The organism is Rhodococcus sp. B10 (genome assembly GCF_011770055.1).
GTDB lineage: Bacteria > Actinomycetota > Actinomycetes > Mycobacteriales > Mycobacteriaceae > Rhodococcoides > Rhodococcoides kyotonensis_B.
This window is the reverse complement of the sequence record NZ_JAAFYV010000026.1, coordinates 1-24,303: the sequence shown is the minus strand read 5'-3', so window position 1 is coordinate 24,303 and position 24,303 is coordinate 1. Positions and strand designations below refer to the sequence as shown.

Genomic DNA, 24,303 nt, shown 5'->3' with positions numbered 1-24,303 from the left:
GTCGTCAATCTCGATCATAACGCGATGTGAAAGATCAAGCGGTGCAGCGTGACCGGTGGGAACGTGCACGAATCTTGCTTTCGGCTCCATAGCCGACGGCGTGTCCGATTCGGTCGGTGACGCGGTCATGCGAACCTCCTTCTCTGCGGCGACTCAACGACGCGCATGGCGGCCCTTGTTCGCGGACGGAAGAGGCGAATCGATGGCACCGATGGCGACCAGGGCGAAGACGACGATTCCGACCAGCGCGGCGGCGACGATCGAGATGGGAAGCCAGATCGCCGAAAACGCCTGAACCGCAAAGTACCCGACCGCGGATACCGCCGCGCACACGACGATCACCGCCGCGACCGATCGGACCGGTAGTACCCCCGACACCGGCATACTGCGTTCGATGACGATCCACAGCAGCACCAGCGTCACCCCGATCGTGACGACCGTGGAGATCGCGGCGCCGTCGAACGACATACGTGGAATCAGAACCAGATTGAGCCCGACGTTGATCGCCAGTCCGAGCAGCGCGACCAGGGGGTAGTGGCGTTGCATGCCCGCCGACGCGAGTACGAAGATCCCGAGCATCACGAGAGACATGAGGGCCGCGCCCAACACGAGCAGCCGCGCCGCCTGCGCACCGTCGACGAATCGCTCACCGTAGAGCAACCGGATGAGCGGTTCGGCCGAGGGCCAGAACGCGGCGACGGCCATGGCGCCGAAGACGATGAACAACGTTGCCGCCGAACGTGATCGCTCGCGGAACGTCGTCAGATCGTCCGGCCAGGACGCGATCAGCAACGTGCTCACCGGGGCGACCGCCGCGAGCGTGAACGTGTCGATCATGTCGGAGAACTTGTAGCCGATCGAGTAGAGGCCGACCGCGTCGAAATCATCGAGCAGACTCAGCATCAACATGTCGATCTTCAGCATCGCGATGGTCAGCGCGAAACCGATGGCCAGCGGAATTGCTTCCCTGAGATACGCACTCCAACGGCGTATCTCGATGTGCCGCGACGGCCGCAATCCGACCGATCGGCGGCGGATTCCGAAGCCCTTGGTCACGAGTTTGAATATCTCGTTGGCGACGGCGGGAAGTACGAACCACAGCAGTGTCGGCGCGAACACTGCGGCGAGAACGGTCAGTGCGAGTTGCAGTACCTGACCGACGCTTTCGGCGACCGCCACGAGGAGCAGTCGGTGCCGAGCCTGGAAGAGTACGGAGAGTGCATGACTCGGTGTCGCGAAGACGACCACGAGTCCACCGACAGCGGTAGCGAGCACGACCTCGGACGGATACCCCAATACCACGGTGTAGCCGATCGCCAGCACATAGCCGACCAGTCCCAGCACGAAACGCAGTGCCAGGAAAGACGATGCGGTCCGTGCGATCTCCTCGGCGTCGTCGTCGATGAGTCGGGCCAACACGACTCGGCCGACTCCCAGATCGGTCACGACCGACATCAGGCCGAGAAGTGCGAAGACGAAACTGAACTGACCCCACTCGTCGGGACTGAGGGTACGGGCGATGACCACGCTGCCGATCCAGCCGAGAGCCGCGACGACGACGCGGCTCATCAGAACGGCCGCGGTCGCCCGGGCTGCGGCTTTCGGATCCGCCGCGATAGCCCGGTAGTCGGGTGGTGTCTCCATCCCGTCCGGGACAGTCGTTTCGGTCATCCGTTCACACTCCGGCGCCTCGGTACGCCTGCGCGGTCTTCTCGGCCGTTTGTCGCCAGCTCATTCGAGAGGCCGCCGCCACAGCCGCCGTGGTCGACGCTTCTCGTGCGGCGTCGTCGAAGACCAGTGGGCGAATGGCGTCCGCCCAGTCGGAGACGCGTTCGGACTTCAGCAGGGTTGCGCCGTCGCCGACGACGTCGGGGAGTGCACCGACCGCGCTGGCGACGACGGCACCACCACACGCCATTGCTTCGACGGGCGGGAGGCCGTAGCCCTCGTACCGCGACGCGTACGCGGTCACCGTTGCGGCCGCGTAGAGCGCAGGAAGGTCTTCCAGGTCGACGTAACCGAGGCCGACGGCCGACGTCGGCTTGTCGGGCCCCGTCGATCCGGCTCCCGCGAGAAGACAAGGGATGCCGACTTTCTCGGCCGCGTCCGCGACGAGTTGGACGTTCTTGCGAGGTTCGACGGTACCGACCTGCATGACGAACTTGTCCGGCAGCGAGTATTTCGCGCGGACCGCCTCGACCTCCTCTTCTTTCGGGGGCCGCGCCCATGCGGCGGGTGCCAGCTCCGTCACCACTGCGTCGCGTCCGCTCACCGACTTGATTCGGTCGGCGGTGAACTGAGAGACGGCGAGAAGGAGATCTGCGCGTCGGAGTGTGTGCCGGACGAGGCGTTGCTCTCCCAGAGCTCGGAACCGGCTCGATGCAGACGGCATGTCGATCACCGAGAGGTCGTGCACGGTGGCAACTTTGAACGCTCGGGTCACGAGCGGCAGATCCACATCCAAGCCGTGGACGACATCGGCGGATCCGACGGGGAGTGCGCCGAGCACGGCACGGACTGCGCCGTCGGCAACCCTGCGCGTCGACGGCGTGACGGCCGCAGGCAATTCGCCGACGGCATCTTCCTGCACGACGGCGTTCAGGTCGGCTCCCGGAAGCTGCTCGGGGAGCTCGTTCAGTAACTCGCGGATGTAGGTCTGAACTCCGCTTCCGCCGGGCCGAAGCGCGAGCGCACCGTAGACGTATCGTGTTGCGCGGCTGCGCATCCCACCACTCCTAACAGTAACCAGAAATAGACGTCGATCGGGAAGATCTCGAAATACGTGGACACCAGCGAAGCGAACATCGCGGCGACGATGGATGCACCGACGCCGAGTGCGAGGGCGCCGTCGCGGCCCGGCATGGACCGTGACAAGCGGGTGCACCACAGCAGTGCAGTGACGAGGAGTGCCACCACGACCCACAGTCCGATCGGTCCGAGTTCGAGAAGGGCCTTCACGTAGTAGTTGTCGGGTTGATAGTTGGTGGAGAGCCCGTCCTCGGTCTGGAACGAGGCGCCCGATGCAGTGGATATTCGGTCGGCTGCCGATCCGCTGGAACCGAGTGCGGTTCCGAGTGGATGAACTTGGATGCTGGCGATGATGTTGTTCCAACCATCACTGCGCTGCCCGAGACTTCTCGACGAGAAGAAGACCTCGGTGATCTTCGGTACGAACGGAACGATCACCGCCACGGCCGCCGCCGCCACGGCGAGGGGAGCAGCGAGGAATCGGAACCGGATAGCGATCAGGTAGATCAGTCCGACGATCAGTCCGAGGATCGCGCCGCGCACGATCGAACTGGCCATCGCCACGACCATGACCGGAGACGCGCACAGGAACAACAGGTTTCGGCGCCGACGTGGATCGGCCAGGGCGACGGCACCGCCGACCAACAAGGCGAGCATCACGTACAACCCGAAGGGGAACGGCAGGTTGAACGTGCTGAAGGTGCGCAGCAGGCCACCCGACGTGCGCACCTGCGTCCCGTACTCGTAGCCGAGGGAGACGAGCGCTGCCGGCCCCGCGATCAACTGGGCAATGCCGACGGCCGACGTGAAGGCGCCTACCCCCATCAGGATGCTGACGATGTCGTCGCGATCCTTGGCGTCGAACGGCGCGAGCCACATGATGCCGATCAACAGGATGTAGAAGAACGTCACCTTGATCGCGAAGATGCCCACGAGCCCGAACACCGCGAGGGCGGAGACGACGCCCATTGCGATGTACAGGGCCACCGCGGGCCACCACGGCATGAGAAGAGGGGCGCCGCCTTGTCTCGGGCCGCTGTCTCTCGGTCGCTTGTCGCGACGAAGCCACGCGCAGATCAACGTGAACAGGACGAGGCCTTCTTTCCACCCCGAAACGAACCCGGGGACCGGAAGCAGCACCAGTAGCCCGTTGAACGGGACCCCCAGTGCAAGAAGAAGAACGCCACGCTGCGGCCGGTACCAGATCGATCGAGCGACGAACCAGCCGACGATCACGACGATCACGGCACCGAACGCCGCAGCGACGACGGTGATCACGAGACGCCCGATGAGTCTTCGCGACTCATGGAATCAGTCCTCTGCCCGCTTCAACACCGCGAGCACGGTGAGGAACAAGATCTTGATGTCGAGCCAGACCGACCAGTTCTCGATGTAGTAGTTGTCCCACTCGGCGCGATCGGCGATGGACGTCTGGCCACGCAGACCGTGGACCTGTGCCCATCCGGTCACGCCGGCCTTGACGCGGTGACGCTCGCCGTAGCGTCGGATCTGCATCTCGAACAGGTCCACGTACACGGGCCGCTCGGGCCGCGGTCCCACCAGGCTCATGTCGCCCTTGAGAACGTTGAGCAGCTGGGGGAGCTCGTCGAGAGACGTCTGACGCATGATCTTGCCGATCTTGGTGCGGCGATCGACGCCTTCGACACCGCCGGGCGCCGAGCCCTCGGTGCGAACGAACTCGGCATCCTCCGGCCGCGGTGGACGCATCGAACGGAACTTCAAGCAGTCGAACGGAACTCCGTCACGACCGATGCGTTCCTGGGCGAAGAAGATCGGGCCGGGTGAACTCAACCGGACGAGCAGCATCAGCAGAAGAAAGAGAGGAGATATGAGCAGCAGGCCGAGCCCGGTCAGGGTGCGGTCCATCGCTCCCTTGACGAGGAACTGCCAGCCCTTCGGGTCGACGTGCGGCATGACCATCAACGGAAGACCACCGATGTGCTCGACTCTGGTCTTGTTGCCGACGGTGTCGAACAGGCGGGGTACCACCCACACCCGCATACCCAGCTTGTGTGCGCTACGGGCGACCGCGACGAGTTCCTCGTCGCGGACCGTCGAGAACGAGATGATGACCTCTTCGGCACCCGTGCGGCGCGCGATGGCCTCGAACTCGCTCGGTGTACCGAGGTAGGGGACCTCGATGTAGTCGGCCGCCGAGGGGTCGAGAGGCGTCACCGGGTCGACGTCGACGAGACCGACCGGCCGCAGACCGTACTCGGGGAACTGCCGCATGCGGGCCACGAGCTGATGGCCGATCGGCCCCGAACCGACCACCAGTGTCGGTGCGGCGGAGTGGTATTTGCTTCTGAGGCGCCGCTGGATCACGACGCGGGCGAGTCGGCCGACGGCGAGCAGAACCGCAGCGCACAGCCAGACGCGCAGCATCAGCGTGCTGGGTCGATAGTCGGTGCCTGCAATCAGCATGATCGTGAGCACGGCGAGCACCGCGAACGCGACGGACGTCTCGACCGGACCGATCTCGTCGAGGAAGTTCCGACGCAGGCTTCTGCGATACAGGGATTGCGCGCCGAGGATCGCCACGACGATCGGGATGAAAAGCCATGGCAGCCAGCCGAGCTCGGTAAGGCTTCCGCTCCTCCAGAGCAGACCGGCGACGACGGCAAGGGTCGCGGTCAGTACATCGACGGCGACGGTGACGACGGTGTGCAGCGGATCCACCCGAAGGCGATCGGCCAGGCCTTTCTGTGGCGCCGGATTGTCGGAGTGCGTGAGTCCGGGTCTAACCGGCCGTCTTTCGAGTGTATTGGACACGAGTCAAACTCCCGTTTGGGACCGATTTCGAGTAGAGAGCACCTTCGAACAATATCCGAGCCGGGCAATTCGGAAACGCCATTGCTCTATCGATCTCGTCACGAAAAAGCGGCAGACTTCCGGTTTCCATGCGGTTTTACAGGGCGGTAGTTTCGATTGCGAACGTTCAGCCGAAGATTCGCTCACGAACGATCCACGCGAGGTCCTGAAGAATCTGTTGGTGGCCGACCGTCCATTCCCGTGGCTGGTCGTCCCACACGCACAGAGTCCCCACCGCGTGGCCCTGGTCGTCTTTCAGGGGGATGCCCATGTACGACACGGCCAGCTTGTTCAGGACGGCAGGATGATCCTTCAACACGTCGTGCAGACGTGCATCCTCGACGGTCAGAATGTCACCGCCATCGATCGTGTACTGGCAGATCGATTGGTCCACCGGGAGTTCGCGTGCTTGGTCGAGTTCTATGGGCAGGCCCACTGCGCTCTTGTAGAACTGGCGGCGATTGTCGATGAGCGACACTGCCGCAGAGGGCACCTGCAGTGCGTCGACGACCATCGCGACGAGTCGGTCGTAGCTGTCTTCCCGTGGAGAGTCCAGGAGGCCGGTGCGTTCGACGGCGGCGAGTCGCTCCGGATCGTCGAGTGGACGATCGCTGGCCGGTGCCCCGGTCGGCGCCGGGGCCTCGATCTGCACCTCTTTCAGATGCCGCAGGAGTTGTCCGAGTTCGGACTGGTCTTCGTCGGTGAGTTCTTGTACCAAACGCGTGACGACCGCACGTCGCACGTACGCGTCCACCGATTCGCCTGCCTTTTCGGCCTGCTGTCCGAGAATCTCCTCGAGTCGATCATCGAACCCTGGAACTCCGATAGTCATTTTCCCGATGGTAGTGCAGACCGGTGAAAACCTCGCTTTCATTCGTTCTGTAAATTGAGGAGATTCTTCTTTTCTGTGATAGTGCGTTAACCTTCTGCGGTGATTCAGCGTGTACAGCTGAGCGTGACGCCGAAGCTGTTCACGCTCGCCACCCTTGTCCTGTTACTTCTTTCAGCGTTCGTGTCGCCTCCGGCGGCTCAGGCCGCACCGATGTCCGGCGGGAAGTGTTCCGGTATGTCGAGCGCACCTCGTATCGGTGTCTCCCCGGGTGCCTCGATCGGAGGTGCCTCCGACGCCGACGTCGACCGTGAGCTCACTCTGATGAGCAATGCGGGTGTATTCGGAGTACGCGTCGACATCGACTGGTCCGCAATAGAATCGGTTCGAGGCCGGTTCAATTGGACGAATACCGACCGGATTCTTTCGGCGATTGTCGGGCACGGCCTGTGTCCCCTGGGGATCATCGCCTATACGCCGCAGTGGGCGCGCGTGGCGGGTGCTTCGAACGACTCGCATTCTCGTCCGGCCAATCCGGACGCGTTCGCGGCCTTCGCGTCGACTGTCGTTCAGCGCTACCGCGATTACATGAATCTGTGGGAGGTATGGAACGAGCCGAACATCGTCGGCTTCTTCAAGCCGGCGCCCGATCCCACCCAGTACTCGATCCTGCTTCGCGCCTCCTACACGGCGATCAAAGCGGCGCAACCGGAAGCCACTGTGCTGTCGGGCGGACTCGCACCCGCGGAGAGCAACGGTGTCAACATCAACCCGAAAGCATTCCTGCAGGCGATGTACGACGTCGGCGGAAATCGGTACTTCGACGCGTTCAACATCCACCCGTACACGTATCCGTATCTGCCCAACGACCCGAGCACTGCGAGTTGGAGTACGGCACAGGCGATGTGGCCGATGCGCGACATCATGGTCGCGGGCGGGGACAGCGCCAAGCAGATCTGGCTGACCGAGTTCGGTGCGCCGACCGGTACCGCGTCGAATGCCGTCACCGAGCAGGTGCAGTCGGACACGATCGGGATCGTCATGGACGCGGTGCTCGGTAACTCCTGGATGGGTCCTGCATTCGTGTACGCCTCGCGCGATGCCGGTACCAACGCCTCGGACCCGGAGCAGAACTTCGGGTTGCTGCGGCGGGATTTCACTCCCAAGCTGGCCTACGACCGGGTCGCGAGTTTCACTGCGGGGCACCCCGCTTAGAACCGGTCGGGGGCTTCGTTGCCCGCCGGCGATTCGAAGCGTCGTCCCGAAGGTGGGTTTCGGACCGAGTGTGGCTTTCCGGTCACTCTGAGTGACTGGGGGCCGCCCTCGCTCCGTTCGGGGGACACGATGTCGGAGCGATGTCGGTGGATCCACGCGAGTGCACGCGCACGTGCGGGGTTCGTTACGCTCGCGGCGTGACCTGGGACGAGATTCTAGACGCGGACGAGCTGACCGACATGTTCGGTACCCCGAGCTACCGAGCTGCCAACAAGGACCGGTCGTCGTTGCACCCGATCGATGTCCGCTGGTTGGCGGAGTCTCCGTTCTGCCTCATCGGCACCGCCGACGCCGACGGCCGTTGCGACGTCTCGCCGAAGGGTGACCCTGCGGGCCTGCTTGCCCACGTCATCGACTCCACGACCATCGCGATCGCCGAACGCCCGGGCAACAAACGTATGGACGGCTACCGGAACGTGCTGGCCAATCCGTTCGTCGGGATCAACTTCTTCATCCCGGGTCGCGGTGACACATTGCGCATCAACGGCCGAGCACGATTGATCAAGAATGCGCCCTTCTTCGACGAGATGGTGGTCAAGGGCCACAGGCCGATCCTGTGCCTCGTCGTCGACGTCGAACAAGTCTTCTTCCATTGCGCCAAGGCGTTCATGCGATCGAAGTTGTGGGAGCCCGAGACGTGGAATCCCTCGATCCTGCCGACCGTCTCCGAGATCACGAGGGCGGTCATGCCGGACTCGCCCGAGTCTTTGGCCGAGCTCGAGCAGTATTACGGCGCGTCCTACGAGCAGAAGCTCTACGAGAAGCAGGCGGTCCAAGCGGATCCCCAGTGACTTCCCAGTAGAACCGCCGATCGTGTGAGCCAGAAGAACCTTCCACTCATACGAGGAGCTGAGACGATGGCCGTTCTCGAGAACTCACACCGCACGAGAAGTGTCGTGACACCGCAGTCCGTGCGCAACACCGGAATTCTGTTGGCAATCGGCACGACGGCCTGGGCCGTCGGAATGCCCGCGATCGGCGACCACCAGGGATTCGGGTGGCAATCGCTCGTCGGAGGCGCCACTGCGATCGCCTTTCAGATCGGCGTCGTCCGGCTGTTGCTCTTGCAGGTACGCACGCACGCGATGGGCGACGGCCGCGTCGCCCGCGGCTTCTACGTCGGACAGTTCGTGTTCATGGCAGGCGCACTGGTCTCGTCGACGTTGGACGCGTTCTGGCTGCTTCACGACACAGCGGTGTGGATGGCGTTCGACCTGTGCTGGCCCCTGTCGATGGTGGGCATGGTCGGTATCGGCATACGAGTTGCGATCGCGGGACGATGGACCGGAGTCGTCCGGTGGTGGACGCTGTGGGCTCAATCCTGGTTCGTCGCCACGATTCCGCTCGTGATGATCGTGCGTGACGCCGGACTGGTCGTCAGCTCCGTCCAACTGGTCCTCGGTTACACGATCCTTGGGGTACTGCTCGCCACGCGGCGATCGGTCACGTCCGAGTAGGTGGCGGACGTCCTGGGCCCGGTCCCCGCGCGGCGGGGTCCGGGCCCGGGTCGTGCCAACGGTGAGACGAAAGACCGGTGGCACTTTATGATCCATCGGTGTCGACAGATCAGGCCACCACGAACGCTCGCGTCGAGCTGCGCGTTCTGGGGCCGATCGAGGCATTCCTGAACGGCGAGCCGATTGCACTCGGTGGGCCCGTGCCTCGCGCGATCGTTGCCCGGTTGGCGATCGCAGGTGGCCACATGGTCGCCGACGACACCCTGATCGACGACCTCTGGGGCGACTCGCCACCGAGGACGGCATCGCTGACGTTGCAGGGCTACATCTCCACGCTGCGCAAGGCGTTCGAACCGAACCGTGGCACCGCCAAGCCGACGGTGCTGGTCCGGCGCGGGCCCGGGTACGCCCTCGTCCTTCCCGACGACGGTCTCGACTCGACGCGGTTTCTGGCGGGCGCGCACGCCGGGAAAGAAGCACTGAACGAACAGCGGTTCGCCGACGCCCACCGCATTCTCGGCGAGGCACTCGACCTCTGGAGTGGTCCCGCGCACGCGGATTGCGCCGACCGGCCGTTCGCCCAGGCGGAGATCCGGCACCTCGAGGAGCGTCGACTCGGGGTGTTCGAAGATCGCATGGATGCGGCGATAGCCCTGGGGGAGAACGCGTCGGCCGCCGCGGCGCTCGAGGCGCACATCCGGAACCATCCGCTTCGCGAACGTGCCTCGGAGTTGTTGGCGCTCGCGCTGTACCGAGCGGGTAGGCAGGGTGACGCATTGGCGGCCCTGCGCGCAACCCGCGAGAGTCTGGCCGATCAACTCGGCGCGGATCCGAGACCGAGTTCGATCGCGCTGCACGACGCCATCCTGCGGCAGGATTCGGCACTCGACGTCACCGTCGCCGAGATACCGGACGCACGTCCGCCGGCTCGGCACAGCCTCGTTCCGATCCCTTCCACACCGTTGGTGGGCCGGCACGACGATCTGCTCGCCGTCGAGTCTGCAGGAGCCACGAACAGGCTCGTCACGTTGACCGGACCCGGCGGGATGGGGAAGACGCGGCTGGCACTCGAGGTGGCGCGTCGGCGTCGGGATTCCGACGGCCCCTGGTTCGTGGAACTCGCCGACGTCCGGGAGGGCGGATTGCTCGTCGACGCCATCGCCACCGCGCTCGGGGTGAGCGTGTCCGGCGGTATGTCGTCGCTCGAGGCGATCTTGCGCGATCGTCGTACCCTCCTCGTGCTCGACAACTGCGAACAGGTCCTCGGGCCCGTCGCCGAGTTCGTCGCAGCAGTGCTCGCGTCGTGTTCGGAAGTCTCGGTACTCGCGACGAGCCGCGAGGCGCTCGGCGTGCACGGCGAGTACGTGTACGACACGCCGTCGCTGTCCTCCGGGGCCGGCGGCGCGGCCGTTCGACTGTTCGTCGATCGTGCGTCGCAGCAATCCGGCGGCTGGGATCCGAGTACCGAGGACATGAAGCTACTCGACAAGCTGTGCGGGGCATTGGACGGAATGCCGCTCGCCATCGAACTTGCTGCGGCACAGTGTCGTACGCTGTCGGTGCGTCAACTCGTCGACAATCTCGACGACCGGTTCGAGGTACTGCGCGGTGGACCGAGAACCAATCTCCGGCACTCGACCATGCTCGCTGCGGTCGAGTGGTCGTACGCGAGTCTGGCGCCGTCGGAAAAGGTGTTGTTCGAAGATCTGGCGATCTTCGACGGTGGTTTCGATCTCGACGCGGCGCGTACGGTAACCGGCCATCGCGGCATCATCGCCGACCTCGGCGCACTCATCGACAAGTCGCTGATCAAGTCCTCGGGCGGTGATCCCCGGCGGTACCGCATGTTGGAGACGTTGCGGAGTTTCGCTGCGCTGCATCGTCATCCGGCCCGGTCGGCCGAATTGCGCCAACGGCACTCCGAGTGGGTCGTCGCGATGGCGGAAGAAGCCTATTTCGGTCTGCGGGGACCCGAGTGCCCACGATGGATGACGCGCCTCGATCACGACATGCCCAACGTGCGTTCGGCTCTCGAACATCTGGACAACACGTCGGAGACCTATCTACGCATCGTCGGAAGCCTGTACTGGTTCTGGTACCGCCGCGGTCACGTCGCGGAAGGGCTTCGCTACCTGGAGTCGGCGATGAAGGCGAAGGACATCGGCATCGGTGTCCTGGTCCGGGCGGTGGCGGGACTGACCATCACGCGGTACCTCGCGGGCGACATCTCGGGTTTGCTCGAATCCTTCGGCAGGCTGGGGGAATTGGAGCCGGAAACTCATTCCGACAAGGTGGCGCGGTCGGACGTGCTCGTGTCGCTGGCATTCTTCGAGGCAGGTGCCGGGTTGACCGAACAAGCAGTCGTGCATGCCGACGAGGCGCTCGTCGTGGCCGACGCTCTCGACGCGCCGTACACGAAAGCCGAAGCGTTGATGTCCGCTGGGACGGCTTTTCTCCGCAGTGGGGACATGATCCGCGCCGAGGAGCTGCTCGAGTACTCGACGGCCGTGGCCGCCGACTGCGGGTATCAGTGGTGCGAAGCATCCGCCTTGTGGATCCATGCCAAAGTCGATCTTGCGCAGGGCCGTTGGGGAGGACCTGCCGAACTCAAACTCCAACGGATGATCGACGCGTGCGACTCCGTATCGGACACGTCGTCGTGGATGGTGGGGCTTGCAACGCTTGCGTACGCACTGTTCCGGCGGGGTGACATCGATTCGGCGACACGGTTGTTGGGCGTCGTGGATCGTCAGGTCGAGATGATCGGCTACGTTCCGTCGGCGATGGATCCGATCGACATCGGACGTTACGACCAGGAGATCCGGTCGGCCGTCGACGACGACACGCTCCGGCGAAACATCGAGGTCGGGCGTCAGCTGACCCGCGGCGAGGTTCGCGAACTCGTGTTCGCCGCGGTGCCGTCATCGCAGTGACAGTGCGTACATGACCTCCCATCCTCGCTCGGTCGCGTACGGTCCGAAAACCGCGGGGAGCGTGGCCTGCTCGACCCGAACGGCGACCGTGTCGACAAGATCGACGACATCGGAATCGCCGAACACGGCGCACGTCAGAGCCGAGGACACGCTGTAGGCGTCGGCCGCAGTGCAGACGAACACAGGGAACGTGACCTCCGCAGTCTCGTCGGCGCGTGCGTACGATGCGGCGCGCGCGTGCAGCCATTCGAGGAACATCTCGGCGTCGTCGCGGTCGCAGAACTGCACTCGCGCGGATCGTAGCCGGGTTGCGGTCTGCGGGGCGGCGAACTGGGGGAGGGTCGGTGCGCTCATGAGGGAAGACTGCACCCGCCCACTTGGAAACGACTTGGAGCTAGTCGAGCCGTCCGAACGCCACTGCACCGAGGATGGTGTGAGCACCCGCGATGACGTCGTCGAGAGACTCGGTGTCGGGAGCGAGGACCCACTGCTGCGTCATCATCAGCACGGCCCCGACGAGTCCGACTGCGAGAGTTCGACGGTTCGGCCCCGCGAGCCCGTGCGCTGTACCCACGGACGCGGCGAGCGCGAGGACTGCGTCGACGAACAGCGCCGTCGTCTGTCTGTAGAGCGCGTCGACCTCGGAAGACACGCCCAAGACTTCGAGCAGTACGATACGCGCCGATCTCGGGTCGTCCGCGACGCTGCGGAAGAAGTTCGCCAGGGCGGCCTGCAGCACCTGTTCGGCGGACGTGCTGCGGCCGTCCGACGGCACTGCGATGCTGCCGAGCATCGTGGCTGTCGCGCGACGGTAGACGGCCTTCAGCAGATCCTCGCTGCTGTCGAACGACTCGTAGAAGTAGCGCTTCGTCAGGCCTGCGGCTGCGCAGATGCGGTCGATCGACGCGGATCGGTATCCGCTGGTTCCGAAGAGCTCCACGGCAGCGTCGAGCAGCTTCTCTCGGCGGTCTTCTCGACGTTGGTCGGACGACGAACCGCGGTAGGGGCGCCCAGGGAGTGCTCGAGTTTCGGAAGTGCTCACCCCCCGATCTTGACACCGATCAGTATCAGATGGAAAGTGACACGTAGCAGTTCCCAAAACGGGGGACCGGAACATGGAGGTGGACTTCTCGTGTCCGTACTCGCGAACAAGGTCGTGTTCATCACCGGCGCCGCGCGCGGAATCGGCGCCGAGACCGCACGCGCCCTCGCTGCGCGCGGAAGCAAGCTGGTGCTCACCGATGTCGATGCAGAACCGCTCCGCGATCTGGAAGCAGAGCTCGGAAGCGACGTCGCGCTGGGCATCGTCGCCGACGTGCGAGATCTCGCGGCGATGCAGGCGGCCGCGACGGCGGGCATCGAGAAGTTCGGTGGCCTCGACCTCGTTCTGGCGAACGCCGGAATCGCGAGCTACGGATCGGTGCTGAAGGTCGATCCGGCGACGTTCCAGCGAGTGCTCGACGTCAACCTCCTCGGCGTGTTCAACACTGCTCGTGCGACTGTGCCGTCGCTGATCGAACGCAAGGGCTACATCCTGATCGTGTCCTCGCTCGCCGCGTACGCTGCGTGCCCCGGTCTCGCCGCGTACAACGCCAGCAAGGCGGGTGTCGAGCAGTTCGCCAACGCGCTTCGGCTCGAAGTCACCTATCAAGGCGTCGGCGTCGGATCCGCACACATGGCGTGGATCGACACCCCGCTCGTTCAGGACGCGAAAGCGGACCTCGGTGCGTTCCGGGAGATGTTGGGTGTCATGCCCGGTCCGTTCGGGCGCACGATGACCGTCGACCAGTGCGTCGACGCGTTCGTCGACGGCCTGGAGGGCCGCAAGCGCAAGGTCTACGTGCCTCGGTGGGTAGGTGCTGCCGGCTTCCTTCGTGGAGTGCTGCAGTCGGCAGTCGGTGATCGCGCCATCCTGAAGCACGTGCCACGCCTGCTCCCGAAGATGGACGCCGAAGTCGAAGCGCTCGGTCGCTCGACGAGCAAGCGCAACGTAGCTCACTAGCCTGCCCCGCCGACACGAAAGTGCTTCCATGACAACCATTTCCCCTTCGGAATCCCGTGAGTCCGAATCGTCCGATGCGGCCGAGACCGTCGACGTCCTGATCGTCGGCGCAGGTCTGTCGGGTATCGGTGCGGCGCATCATCTCCAGAGCAAGCTCCCCGGCAAGAGCTACGCGATCCTCGAGAGCCGCGGCGCGATCGGCGGGACCTGGGACCTGTTCCGGTACCCGGGAATTCGGTCCGACTCGGACATGTACACGCTCGGATACAACTTCCGTCCGTGGACCGGCGACAAGTCGATCGCCGACGGCAAGGACATCCGCGAATACATCGAGGACACCGCGCGCGACGGCGGCATCGACAAGCACATCAGGTTCCATCACCGCGTCGTGAAAGCCTCGTGGTCCACCGCCACCTCGACATGGACGGTCGTCGCGGAAAGATCGGACACCGGCGCGACCGTCACGTTCGAAGCGTCGTTCTTGATGTGCTGTAGTGGATACTACGACTACGACAAGGGATTCACGCCGGAGTTCGAGGGTGTCGACGACTTCCGCGGAACCGTCGTGCATCCGCAGTTGTGGCCCGAGGACCTCGACTACTCGGGCAAGAAGGTCGTGGTCATCGGAAGCGGGGCCACGGCGATCACGTTGGCGCCCAACCTCGCTCGCGAAGCCGAACACGTGACTCTCCTGCAGCGCTCGCCGAGTTACATCATGTCGCTGCCGTCGAAGGACCCGGTCGCACTCGCGCTGCGCAAGTACCTGCCGTCGAAAGCTGCGTACGGCATCACGCGTCTGAAGAACGCCGTCACCGCCATCGGTATGTACGTGCTGTGCCAGCGGTACCCGAACTTCATGAAGAAGCAGATCCGGAAGTTGCAGGAGAAGTGGCTGCCGGAGGGGTACGACCTGGACACTCACTTCACGCCGAAGTACAACCCGTGGGATCAGCGGCTGTGCCTCGTGCCGGACAACGATCTCTTCCGGTGCATTCGCAAGGGGGAAGTCGAACTCGTCACCGATCACATCGACAGGTTCACCGAGGACGGCATCCGGCTCCGGTCGGGGAAGCACCTCGACGCCGACATCGTCGTGACGGCAACGGGCCTGAACCTCGTCGCCTTCGGTCACGTCGACCTCGAGGTCGACGGCAAGACCGTCGATCTGACCGAGACGATGGCCTACAAGGGCATGATGCTCACCGACGTGCCCAACTTCGCGTTCGTCGTGGGCTACACCAACGCGTCCTGGACGCTCAAGGCAGACCTCGTCTGCGATTACGTGTCCAGGCTGCTCGGACACATGGACGAGTCCGGGTACCGAGAGGTGCGGCTGAAGCGCGATCAGTCGGTCGGGGAGGAGCCTTTCCTCGACTTCGCCGCCGGGTACGTGCTTCGATCCGTCGACACGTTTCCGAAGCAGGGATCCGAGGCTCCCTGGCGCCTGCGGATGAACTACTTCCGCGACCTGCCGGTTCTGCGATTCGGTTCGCTCGTCGACGACAACATGAGCTTCCGCTGACGTGTGACGCGTCATCACGCCGATTGCGGGTGTTGATGACGTAACACGAACCCCGAACATGCCGATTGGTATTGGAACGTTACTCGAACTCACGGCATTTCGGTTGGAGACGCAGGCTGCGAGCTGGCATTATCCTCCCGGAATGTCCGATTCGGTACGTGCGTAATCGGTTGGTGTGGAAGTGGGGCGGTTCATGAAGGTCTGGCGCGGAACGGTACTCGGCGCTGTCGCGGCACTCGCTGCGGTAGCTGTCCTGTCCGCTTGTGGAACGACGACGGAGACGACCGAGGCGGTAGCTCCGATCGATTCGAACCCCATTGCCGAGCTCATGAAGCCGAAAGTGAGCTCTACCGTTGCCGACGGTGCCGTCGGATTCTCGCCCGCCGACCCGGTGACCGTGTCGGTGACCGACGGCAAGCTCGGATCCGTGACGATGCTCAACCCCGACGGCAAGGTCGTGTCAGGGGCGATCGCGCCGGACGGGCTGTCGTGGACCAACACCGAACCGCTCGGCTACAACCGCGAATATCGTGTCCAGGCCGACGCGTACGGCCTCGGCGGAGCGTCGAGCACCGTCACCAGCTTCACTACGAGTCAGCCGGGGAACTTCACCAAGCCGTACCTGCTGCCGTCCGACGGGGAGGTCGTCGGAATCGGCCAGCCCGTCGCGGTGCAGTTCGACGAGACCATCACCGACAAGATCGCCGCGCAGAACGCCATCCAAGTGACCACGACGCCACCCGTCGAGGGCGCGTTCTACTGGGTCAACGACCGCGAGGTTCGCTGGAGGCCGCAGAACTACTGGGCGTCGGGCACCCGCGTCGACGTTGCGGTCAACGTCTACGGCCGCGACCTCGGTGACGGAATCTACGGGCAGGAGAACGCCACCGCGTCGTTCACCATCGGTGACGCCGTCGTCGCCACGGCCGACGACAACACCAAGCAGGTCACGTTCAATGTCAACGGCCAGGACGTCATCACGATGCCGACGTCGATGGGCAAGGACAGCACGCCGACCGACAACGGGGTCTACATCATCGGCGATCGGTTCGATCACCTGGTCATGGATTCGTCGACGTACGGTGTGCCGGTCAACTCGGCTGCCGGCTACCGCACACCCGTCGACTGGGCGGTGCGGATGTCCTACAGCGGCATCTTCTTCCACTCTGCGCCGTGGTCGGTCGGGCAGCAGGGCTACTCGAACGCCAGCCACGGCTGCCTGAATCTCAGCCCGACCAACGCCAAGTGGGTCTACGACAACACCAAGCGCGGGGACATCGTCGTCGTCAAGAACACCGTGGGTGGCACCCTGTCCGGGGTCGACGGTCTCGGCGACTGGAACATCCCGTGGGATCAGTGGAAGGCAGGCAACGCGACTGCGGTCTAGTCGCCGTCGTCCTTCTGGTACCGCGCGGGATCGATGCCGAGGGTTTTCAGGTAGGCGACGGGTTCGATGCTTGACCCGTTGTTCCTCACCTCGAAGTGCAGATGCGGGCCGGTGGAATTGCCGGTGCTTCCGACCGACCCGATGCGGTCGCCTGGTTGCACGGTGTCTCCGACGGAGACATCGATGTCCGATTGGTGTCCGTAATAGGTGACCGTGTTGCCGCTCTTGATCCGCACGAGGTTCCCGTACCCGTCACCCGCGTCACCCGCCTGTTCGACGGTTCCTCCCGTCACGGCATAGATCGCGGTTCCTGACGGTGCTGCGAAGTCGACGCCCTGGTGGAACTGAGCGCCGTTGCCGGTCGGATTGTTTCGTCCGCCGTATCCGGAGCTGATGTCGTAGCTACGCGCCGGGAGCGGCAGAATCGATCCACCCAGGCCGACGGACGGGGGAGCGGCTTCCACCTCCGGCGTCGAATCCTCCGACTCGTCCGTCGTGTCGGGTGTCGGTCCGAAGTCCGAGTCGAGAATGACGGCGGCAACCTCGTTGATGAGCACGCCCGTCGCATCCAGGACCGCAGTGAGAATTGCCGCGCGCTGTTGTGCGTCGGGCTGCGGGATCGGGATCTCGGGCAGATCGATGGTCGGCTGCGCTGTGGCCACGGCAGGGTTGATCAGACCCGCCCCGCCGAGGCACAGCGTTGCCGACAACACCGAACCTGCGATCACCGTGTGCATTCGTCGACCCACGTGACGTACCTCCTCGTCTCTGCCCGCACGCGTACGGCGGGCTTCGAACTGCTGGCGACGCGTTTGGGGGCACGACAAATCAGAGCCGCGTGATCACAGCTTCAACATCGGTACTTTTCTTCCCCAAAAGTGCCATCAGTAACCGTACGTCACATCAATCACATGCGAAACTCGAAAGATGAATTACAACAAGGTAATTCACGATTTTCGACCGTGTGTGCGAATGCGTGGCGGGTAGCGATCGGTGCCTGCTTGCGACACAAAAAAGCCGGCCTCCGTGCGGAGACCGGCTTTCTTGCTCTCGATGGGGTGAGTGACGGGACTCGAACCCGCGACACCCAGGATCACAACCTGGTGCTCTACCAGCTGAACTACACCCACCATAGCTACTTCTTCTTCGCCCGTTCAGGCTCTGTTTCAGCAGCGACGACAATATTAGCGGTTCGGTTCCCAGGTTCCTAATCGCCCCTACGACTGCGTGTCGAGACCCTCGACGATTGCTGCAATGTCGCTGGTGGAGGGGCCGGGCTGAGGTACGAAGACCGTCTGGCGGTAGTACTTCAGCTCCTTGATCGACTCCTTGATGTCGGCGAGGGCGCGGTGCGCGAGCCCCTTCGTCGGCTGACCGAAGTAGATCCGCGGGTACCAGCGACGCGACAGTTCCTTGATGGAGCTGACGTCGATCATGCGGTAGTGCAGGTAGGTGTCCAGGTCGGCCATGTCACGCGCGATGAATCCGCGGTCCGTCGCAATGGAGTTGCCGGCGAGCGGAACCGTCGACGCCACGGGCACGTGTTCGCGGATGTAGTCGAGGACCTGTTTCTGCGCCTCCTCGATGGTGACCGTCGAGGCACGTACCTCCTCGGTGAGACCGGATTTGGCATGCATCTTCTTCACGACGTCGGGCATGCCCGCCAGCGCCTCGTCGTCGGCGTGAATGACGATGTCGACGCCCTCGCCGAGAATTTCGAGCTCACTGTCGGTGACGAGCGCCGCAATCTCGATGAGTTTGTCCTTCGACAAATCCAAACCGGTCATTTCGCAATCGATCCACACAAGTTTGTCCTGCACGACAGACACACTAGTGCGCACGGCCGGTCCCTATGGTGTGCGGTGATGATCGACAGTGTGTAATCAGCGGGGCGCGTTCGTTTCAGAGGGAGTGGAGACATGTCGGTCGATCCGAATCAGCCGAGCAGCACCGAAACGTCGATGCCGGCGGAACGGGCGAAGGCAGCGAAGGCCGCGGCGGTCGAGGCCGCCCGGATCGCACAGGAGGCGGCTGCTGCTGCGGAGGCGGCGGAAGCGGCTGCAGCAGCGGCAGAAGCCGAGGAGAAGCAGTCTCGGGGCACAACCGATGCGGCTGTGCAGAACGACGTCGCCGCAACGATCGCAGCCGGGTACGCGACGTCGGGCGCCGCACTCGAACTCGGAACGGTGATGGTCGACGGCGTCGTCGACCCGTCGGCGCGCATTCGCATCCCGTTGGCGACGTTGAACCGGCACGGACTCGTCGCGGGTGCGACGGGAACCGGTAAGACGAAGACGCTACAGGGCACCGCCGAGCAGCTGTCCGCGGCGGGCGTGCCCGTCGTCATGGCCGACATCAAGGGAGACCTGTCGGGCCTGTCGGCGATGGGCGCGGACAACGAGAAGATCCGGGCTCGAGCCGTCGAGTGCGGTGAAGCGGAATGGCAGCCGACCGCGTATCCGACCGAATTCCTGTCGCTGGGGACCGACGGAATCGGCATTCCCGTCCGCGCGACCATCACCGCGTTCGGCCCGATTCTGCTCAGCAAAGTGTTGCAGCTCAACAAGACTCAAGAGTCCACCCTCGGCCTGATCTTCCACTGGGCGGACAAGCAAGGCCTCGCGCTGCTGGACCTGAAGGACCTTCGAGCCGTCATTACCCACCTGACGTCCGACGAGGGCAAAGCAGACCTGAAGGGTATCGGGGGAGTGTCGGCGGCCACGGCGGGCGTCATCCTTCGCGCGCTCGTCAATCTCGAGGCGGACGGTGGCGACACGTTCTTCGGCGAACCCGAGCTCGACACCGAGGACCTTCTGCGTGTCGGTGCCGACGGCAGAGGCGTCGTCACGTTGTTCGAACTCGGTTCGCAGGCAGCACGTCCGGTCATGTTCTCGACATTCCTGATGTGGGTGCTGGCCGACCTGTTCCAGACGCTCCCCGAAGTGGGCGACATCGACAAGCCCAAGGTGGTCTTCATCTTCGACGAGGCGCACCTTCTGTTCGCCGACGCGTCGAAGGCGTTCCTCGAACAGGTGGAACAGACCGTCAAGCTGATCCGGTCGAAGGGCGTCGGCGTCATCTTCTGCACGCAGCTGCCCACCGACGTCCCCAACGAGGTTCTCTCGCAGCTCGGTGCGCGAGTCCAGCATGCTCTGCGCGCGTTCACACCCGACGATCAGAAGGCGCTCACCAAGACGGTGCGCACCTACCCGAAGACCGATACCTACGACCTCGAGGAAGCGCTGACGTCACTGGGCACCGGCGAAGCGATCGTGACGGTCCTGTCCGAGAAGGGAGCGCCGACGCCCGTGGCGTGGACCAGGATTCGGCCGCCGCGCTCGCTGATGGACACCATCGGGAACGACGCGATCACCGAGGCCGCGTCGGCGAGCGCCTTGAACGGTAAGTACCGCACCACGATCGATCGTGAGTCGGCCTACGAGAAACTCGCAGCCCGTGTCGTCGACGTGCCTGCACCCGACGAGACATTCGACATCCCGCCGTTGCCCGCCGACCTTCCCGACCTGCCACCTTCGGCGCCCGAGGGGCCGTCCGCGGCCGAACGGATCATGAGCAACCCGGCGGTCAAGAGCTTCCTGCGATCGGCGGCTTCGGCTGCGGGGCGGGAGATCTCGCGCAGCATCTTCGGGACGGGGCGTAGGCGTAAGCGCTGACGCACCCGTGAGTGCGAATGTAGAGCCCGCTCTACATTCGCACTCACGAGTGGGCGTCAGCTGCCGAGCTTCTTGTAGAAACTGCCGATGATCGGCGCCGAGATGGCGCGCGGGCTGTACTGACCGGCGACGGACATGCCCTTGCTGATCAAGCCGGGTACGACGCGCATCTTGTTCTTGGCCAACGAATCCAGCGACAGCTTCGCGGTGTAGGCGCTGTCGATCCACAGGAAGCCGGGGACCACCTTGTCGACGATCGACGCGTCGGCGGGGTCGGGAGTCTCGGTGCGGACCGGACCCGGTGCGAGCAGCGTGACGTTCACGCCGCTGCCTTTCAGCTCGTCGCGCAGTGATTCCGAGAACGTGTTGGCGAACGCCTTCGTCGCCGCGTATGTCGCGTTGTTCGGGATTGCCATGTTGCCGGCCGCCGAGCCGACGATCAGGATTCCGCCGCTGCGTCGGGCAACCATCCCGGGCAGAACCGCGAGGGTCAGATCGTGGACGGTGACCGCGTTGAGTTCCACCTGCGCTCGCTCGTACGACGGGTCCAGGTTCGCGACCGGCCCGAACGTCGCGATGCCCGCGTTGTTGCACAGGATGCTGATCTCACGCTCGGCAAGCTCGTCGGTGAACGGCTTGCGCGCGTCACGGTCCGACAGGTCCACGACGCGCACGTCGACGGTTACGCCGTGGTCCGCGCGCAACGTGGCGGCCAGTTTCTCGAGGAGGTCACCGCGTCGGGCAGCGATGATCAGGGAATGGCCCCGGGCGGCCAGTTCGGTCGCCAACGCCTCTCCGATTCCGGAGGAGGCGCCGGTGACGACGGCGCGGGCTTCGGGTGCAGGACTCGGCAGGCTCACGGTCAGCCAGGGTAATGGATGCGGTCACAACCGTGCGGCGAGGCGTGTGCCCTGCTCGATCGCGCGTTTGGCGTCCAGCTCCGCGGCCAGGTCGGCGCCGCCGATGACATGCGTCGTCACGCCTGCTGCGTCGAGGTCGTCGGCGATGTCGCGTACCGATTCCTGGCCCGCGCAGACGACGATCGTGTCGACGTCGAGTACGCGCGGCTTCTCGTGCTTCTCGCCGAAGGAGATGTGCAGTCCGTCGTCGTCGATGCGCTCGTAGTTGACGCCGGAGATCTCGTGCACGCCCTTGGCCTTCAGGGCAGCGCGGTGGACCCAGCCGGTGGTCTTCGCAAGACCTGCCCCGATGCGGCCCTTCTTCCTCTGCAGGAGAAAGACCTCACGGGGCGACGCCGCAGGCACGGGCGTCGTCAACGCGCCGGGCGCGGCCTCGGGTTCGGTGACGCCCCATTCTTGTTTCCATTCCTTCAGATCGAGCGTGGGGGAGACGTCGGTGGTGAGGAATTCGGAGATGTCGACGCCGATGCCGCCCGCACCGATGACCGCGACGCGATCACCCACCGTTTTTCCATGCTCGACGACGTCGGCGTACGACAGCACCGATGGGTGATCGATGCCTGGAATCGACGGGATGCGGGGGACGACACCGGTTGCGACGACAACCTCGTCGAACTCGCCGTCCACGAGCTCCGCTGCCGTGACGCGCCGACCGAGATGGAGGGTGACGTCGGCGTCGCGCAAAGCAGTGGTGAAGTAGCGGATCGTCTCGGAGAACTCTTCCTTGCCCGGGATGCGTTGTGCGATACCGAATTGACCACCGAGACCGGGACGTGCCTCGAACAGGCTGACGGAATGCCCGCGGCGCGCGCACTCGAGCGCAGCGGACAGACCTGCAGGGCCTCCGCCGACGACCGCCACCTTCTTGGTGCGCTTCGCAGGAGACAGCTTCAACTCGACCTCACGGCCGGCCCGGGGGTTGACCAGGCAGGACACGGTCTTGTGGACGAATGCATGATCCAGGCACGCCTGATTGCACGCGATGCAGGTGTTGATGGCGTCGGCGTCGTCCGCTTCGGCCTTGCGCACCCAGAACGGGTCGGCGAGCATGGGGCGAGCCATCGAAATCAGTTGAGCGTCACCGCGAGCGAGGATGTTCTCGGCGATGTCGGGCATGTTGATGCGGTTCGACGCCGCCACCGGGATGTCGACGTGCTTGTCGAGTTTGCCGGTGATGTCGGCGAATGCGCCACGAGGTACCGAGGTCACGATGGTCGGGACACGCGACTCGTGCCAGCCGATGTCGGTGTTGATGACGTCGACGCCCACACGTTCGAGATCCTGTGCGAGAGAGACGATCTCGTTCCAACTTTGTCCGCCTTCGACGAGGTCGGCCATCGACAATCGGAACATCACCAGAAAGTCGTCTCCGACGGCGCTGCGGATTCCTCGTGCGATCTCGACGGCGATGCGTCGGCGCTTCTCTGGGCTGCCACCCCATTCGTCGCGTCGGCGGTTGGTGCGCTCGGACAGGAACTGGTTGATGAAATAGCCCTCGCCGCCCATGATTTCGACGCCGTCGTATCCCGCGGATTGGGCGAGCCGCGCGCATCGAACGAAATTCCTGATCTGCCATCGCACCCCTCGAGACGTCAACCTTCGAGGTCGAAAAGGATTGATAGGAGCCTTGATCGACGACGCCGATACACTGAACGGCTGGTAGGAGTATCGACCCGCGTGCAGAATCTGCAGAGCGATCTTGCCGCCTTCACGGTGCACGGCCTCGGTGACGCGGCGGTGTCGGCGTGCTTCCAGTCTGTTCGTCAACTTCGCGCCGAACGGGAGCAGCCAACCCGTTCGGTTGGGCGCATAACCGCCGGTGACGATGAGCGCGACGCCCCCGCGGGCCCGCTCGGCGAAGTACTCGGCAAGGCGGTCGATGTCGCGCGCACGGTCCTCCAAGCCGGTGTGGATGGACCCCATGATCACACGGTTCTTCAACGTCGTCCTGCCGACAATCAACGGGGACAACAGAATCGGATACCTGCTCGCTCCGATCACAGTCTCTCCAGAATCTCGTCGCACCATTGCGTGAACCCCTCCTCGACTCGAATTCCGCCCCGCAGCACCAGGTATTGATGCAATGCGGCTCCCTCCACGCTTTCCGGTGACGGAAAGTCCCGCTTTTCGATCAGTCGATACATCTCCAGACGCTCGGAATGCACCTGGCGGTGGCGTCGGACCTCGGTTCTCACTGCCTCGACGTCGCCGAGTGCGGCTCCCCTGATCTTCACGGCCAGTTCGTCCCGTAGGCGGCTCGGGTCGGCGGGCTCGGCGATCCAGCGATCCAGCTCGGCCCGGCCCGCGTCGGCGACGGAGTAGACCTTCTTGTCGGGTCGGCCGTCGCGGGAAACAACGGTGCCTGCGACCCAGCCAGCCGCGTCCATGCGCGTCAGCACGCGGTAGATCTGCTGGTGGGTGGCGCTCCAGAAGAAGCCGATCGACTTGTCGAAGCGGCGGGCAAGCTCGTATCCCGAGCCGGACTGCTCGGAAAGAGACACCAGAATCGCATGTTCGAGAGCCACGGGCATCAGTATGTATGCAACGAGGTGAGTATGCAACTAGTTGCATGTGCGCGGTTATGTATAGAGGGGTATGTGTGCTGTCTACATAGATGTGAGACACGATGTCTACATAGATGTGAGAGTCGATTCTAGGCGGCGGGGGCGTGGAGTTGTCCTTGGTATCGCTTGTCGCGGTCGAGGTGTAGGTGTCCTAGAACAT

At 64.2% G+C, this 24,303-nt stretch carries 20 protein-coding genes and 1 tRNA gene; 8 read left to right on the top strand and 13 right to left on the bottom strand.

The features are described from left to right. Positions 1–153: 153 nt before the first annotated feature. The 5 genes from RhoFasB10_RS17450 to RhoFasB10_RS17430 all read right to left on the bottom strand — a co-directional run bounded on the left by RhoFasB10_RS17450 (position 154) and on the right by RhoFasB10_RS17430 (position 6,412). On the bottom strand, positions 154–1,671 hold the full coding sequence (locus tag RhoFasB10_RS17450) for a flippase (protein WP_114331440.1): 1,518 nt from the start codon (positions 1,669–1,671) through the stop codon (positions 154–156). A gap of 4 nt (positions 1,672–1,675) precedes the next feature. Continuing rightward, a complete protein-coding gene (locus tag RhoFasB10_RS17445) occupies positions 1,676–2,725 on the bottom strand; it encodes a glycosyltransferase family 1 protein (RefSeq protein WP_167677632.1) in 1,050 nt (349 codons plus the stop codon). Further along, on the bottom strand, positions 2,635–4,026 hold the full coding sequence (locus RhoFasB10_RS17440) for an O-antigen ligase family protein (RefSeq protein ID WP_167677630.1): 1,392 nt from the start codon (positions 4,024–4,026) through the stop codon (positions 2,635–2,637). Before RhoFasB10_RS17440 ends, RhoFasB10_RS17445 begins: the two co-directional genes overlap by 91 nt. Before the next feature lie 33 nt (positions 4,027–4,059). Beyond that, entirely contained in the window at positions 4,060–5,541 is a 1,482-nt protein-coding gene (locus tag RhoFasB10_RS17435; protein WP_222634072.1) for a sugar transferase, read from the bottom strand. A 166-nt stretch (positions 5,542–5,707) separates the two neighbouring features. Continuing rightward, complete coding sequence (locus RhoFasB10_RS17430; protein WP_114331437.1) at positions 5,708–6,412, bottom strand: GAF domain-containing protein; 705 nt, start codon at positions 6,410–6,412, stop codon at positions 5,708–5,710. 99 nt (positions 6,413–6,511) lie between these two features. Here RhoFasB10_RS17430 and RhoFasB10_RS17425 point away from each other — a divergent pair, with 99 nt between their 5' ends. The 4 genes from RhoFasB10_RS17425 to RhoFasB10_RS17410 all read left to right on the top strand — a co-directional run bounded on the left by RhoFasB10_RS17425 (position 6,512) and on the right by RhoFasB10_RS17410 (position 12,074). After that, positions 6,512–7,624 (top strand): beta-xylosidase, encoded by a 1,113-nt coding sequence (locus RhoFasB10_RS17425; RefSeq protein ID WP_167677628.1) that lies wholly within the window; start codon positions 6,512–6,514, stop codon positions 7,622–7,624. A gap of 197 nt (positions 7,625–7,821) precedes the next feature. Further along, positions 7,822–8,475: an MSMEG_1061 family FMN-dependent PPOX-type flavoprotein gene (locus RhoFasB10_RS17420; protein WP_167677627.1), complete on the top strand. Its 654-nt coding sequence runs from the start codon at positions 7,822–7,824 to the stop codon at positions 8,473–8,475. A gap of 66 nt (positions 8,476–8,541) precedes the next feature. Then, positions 8,542–9,141, top strand: coding sequence for a hypothetical protein (locus RhoFasB10_RS17415; RefSeq protein ID WP_068421197.1), 600 nt, complete (start codon positions 8,542–8,544; stop codon positions 9,139–9,141). A 98-nt stretch (positions 9,142–9,239) separates the two neighbouring features. Continuing rightward, positions 9,240–12,074: a BTAD domain-containing putative transcriptional regulator gene (locus tag RhoFasB10_RS17410; protein WP_068421199.1), complete on the top strand. Its 2,835-nt coding sequence runs from the start codon at positions 9,240–9,242 to the stop codon at positions 12,072–12,074. Here the strand turns inward: RhoFasB10_RS17410 and RhoFasB10_RS17405 are convergent. Then, positions 12,063–12,428 (bottom strand): hypothetical protein, encoded by a 366-nt coding sequence (locus RhoFasB10_RS17405; RefSeq protein WP_157105204.1) that lies wholly within the window; start codon positions 12,426–12,428, stop codon positions 12,063–12,065. The genes RhoFasB10_RS17410 and RhoFasB10_RS17405 overlap by 12 nt on opposite strands. A 40-nt stretch (positions 12,429–12,468) precedes the next feature. Further along, on the bottom strand, positions 12,469–13,116 hold the full coding sequence (locus RhoFasB10_RS17400; protein WP_167677625.1) for a TetR/AcrR family transcriptional regulator: 648 nt from the start codon (positions 13,114–13,116) through the stop codon (positions 12,469–12,471). Positions 13,117–13,206: 90 nt separating this feature from the next. Here RhoFasB10_RS17400 and RhoFasB10_RS17395 point away from each other — a divergent pair, with 90 nt between their 5' ends. From RhoFasB10_RS17395 to RhoFasB10_RS17385, 3 genes are all read left to right on the top strand, one after another. Beyond that, on the top strand, positions 13,207–14,076 hold the full coding sequence (locus tag RhoFasB10_RS17395; RefSeq protein WP_068421206.1) for an SDR family oxidoreductase: 870 nt from the start codon (positions 13,207–13,209) through the stop codon (positions 14,074–14,076). Between the two features lie 28 nt (positions 14,077–14,104). Then, on the top strand, positions 14,105–15,598 hold the full coding sequence (locus tag RhoFasB10_RS17390; protein WP_167677623.1) for an NAD(P)/FAD-dependent oxidoreductase: 1,494 nt from the start codon (positions 14,105–14,107) through the stop codon (positions 15,596–15,598). A 193-nt stretch (positions 15,599–15,791) separates the two neighbouring features. Further along, a complete protein-coding gene (locus tag RhoFasB10_RS17385; RefSeq protein WP_068421282.1) occupies positions 15,792–16,985 on the top strand; it encodes an Ig-like domain-containing protein in 1,194 nt (397 codons plus the stop codon). Here the strand turns inward: RhoFasB10_RS17385 and RhoFasB10_RS17380 are convergent. The 3 genes from RhoFasB10_RS17380 to orn form a co-directional block, all read right to left on the bottom strand. Beyond that, a complete protein-coding gene (locus RhoFasB10_RS17380) occupies positions 16,982–17,734 on the bottom strand; it encodes a M23 family metallopeptidase (RefSeq protein WP_068421212.1) in 753 nt (250 codons plus the stop codon). The genes RhoFasB10_RS17385 and RhoFasB10_RS17380 overlap by 4 nt on opposite strands. Before the next feature lie 305 nt (positions 17,735–18,039). Then, positions 18,040–18,115: transfer RNA gene (locus tag RhoFasB10_RS17375), tRNA-His, on the bottom strand. A gap of 87 nt (positions 18,116–18,202) precedes the next feature. Continuing rightward, positions 18,203–18,805 carry an oligoribonuclease gene (gene orn / locus RhoFasB10_RS17370; protein WP_084423536.1) on the bottom strand — a complete coding sequence of 201 codons (603 nt, stop codon included), beginning with the start codon at positions 18,803–18,805 and terminating at the stop codon, positions 18,203–18,205. Between the two features lie 99 nt (positions 18,806–18,904). On the opposite strand from orn, the gene RhoFasB10_RS17365 reads away from it, so the two are divergent. After that, complete coding sequence (locus RhoFasB10_RS17365) at positions 18,905–20,659, top strand: helicase HerA-like domain-containing protein (RefSeq protein WP_167677621.1); 1,755 nt, start codon at positions 18,905–18,907, stop codon at positions 20,657–20,659. A gap of 56 nt (positions 20,660–20,715) precedes the next feature. Here RhoFasB10_RS17365 and cmrA read toward each other — a convergent pair whose 3' ends face one another. The 3 genes from cmrA to RhoFasB10_RS17350 are packed head-to-tail and all read right to left on the bottom strand — an operon-like array spanning position 20,716 to position 24,104. Continuing rightward, complete coding sequence (gene cmrA, locus RhoFasB10_RS17360; RefSeq protein ID WP_167677619.1) at positions 20,716–21,519, bottom strand: mycolate reductase; 804 nt, start codon at positions 21,517–21,519, stop codon at positions 20,716–20,718. Positions 21,520–21,543: 24 nt separating this feature from the next. Beyond that, a complete protein-coding gene (locus RhoFasB10_RS17355; RefSeq protein WP_308115181.1) occupies positions 21,544–23,577 on the bottom strand; it encodes an NADPH-dependent 2,4-dienoyl-CoA reductase in 2,034 nt (677 codons plus the stop codon). After that, entirely contained in the window at positions 23,577–24,104 is a 528-nt protein-coding gene (locus tag RhoFasB10_RS17350) for a PadR family transcriptional regulator (protein ID WP_167677615.1), read from the bottom strand. Before RhoFasB10_RS17350 ends, RhoFasB10_RS17355 begins: the two co-directional genes overlap by 1 nt. Positions 24,105–24,303 lie beyond the last annotated feature (199 nt).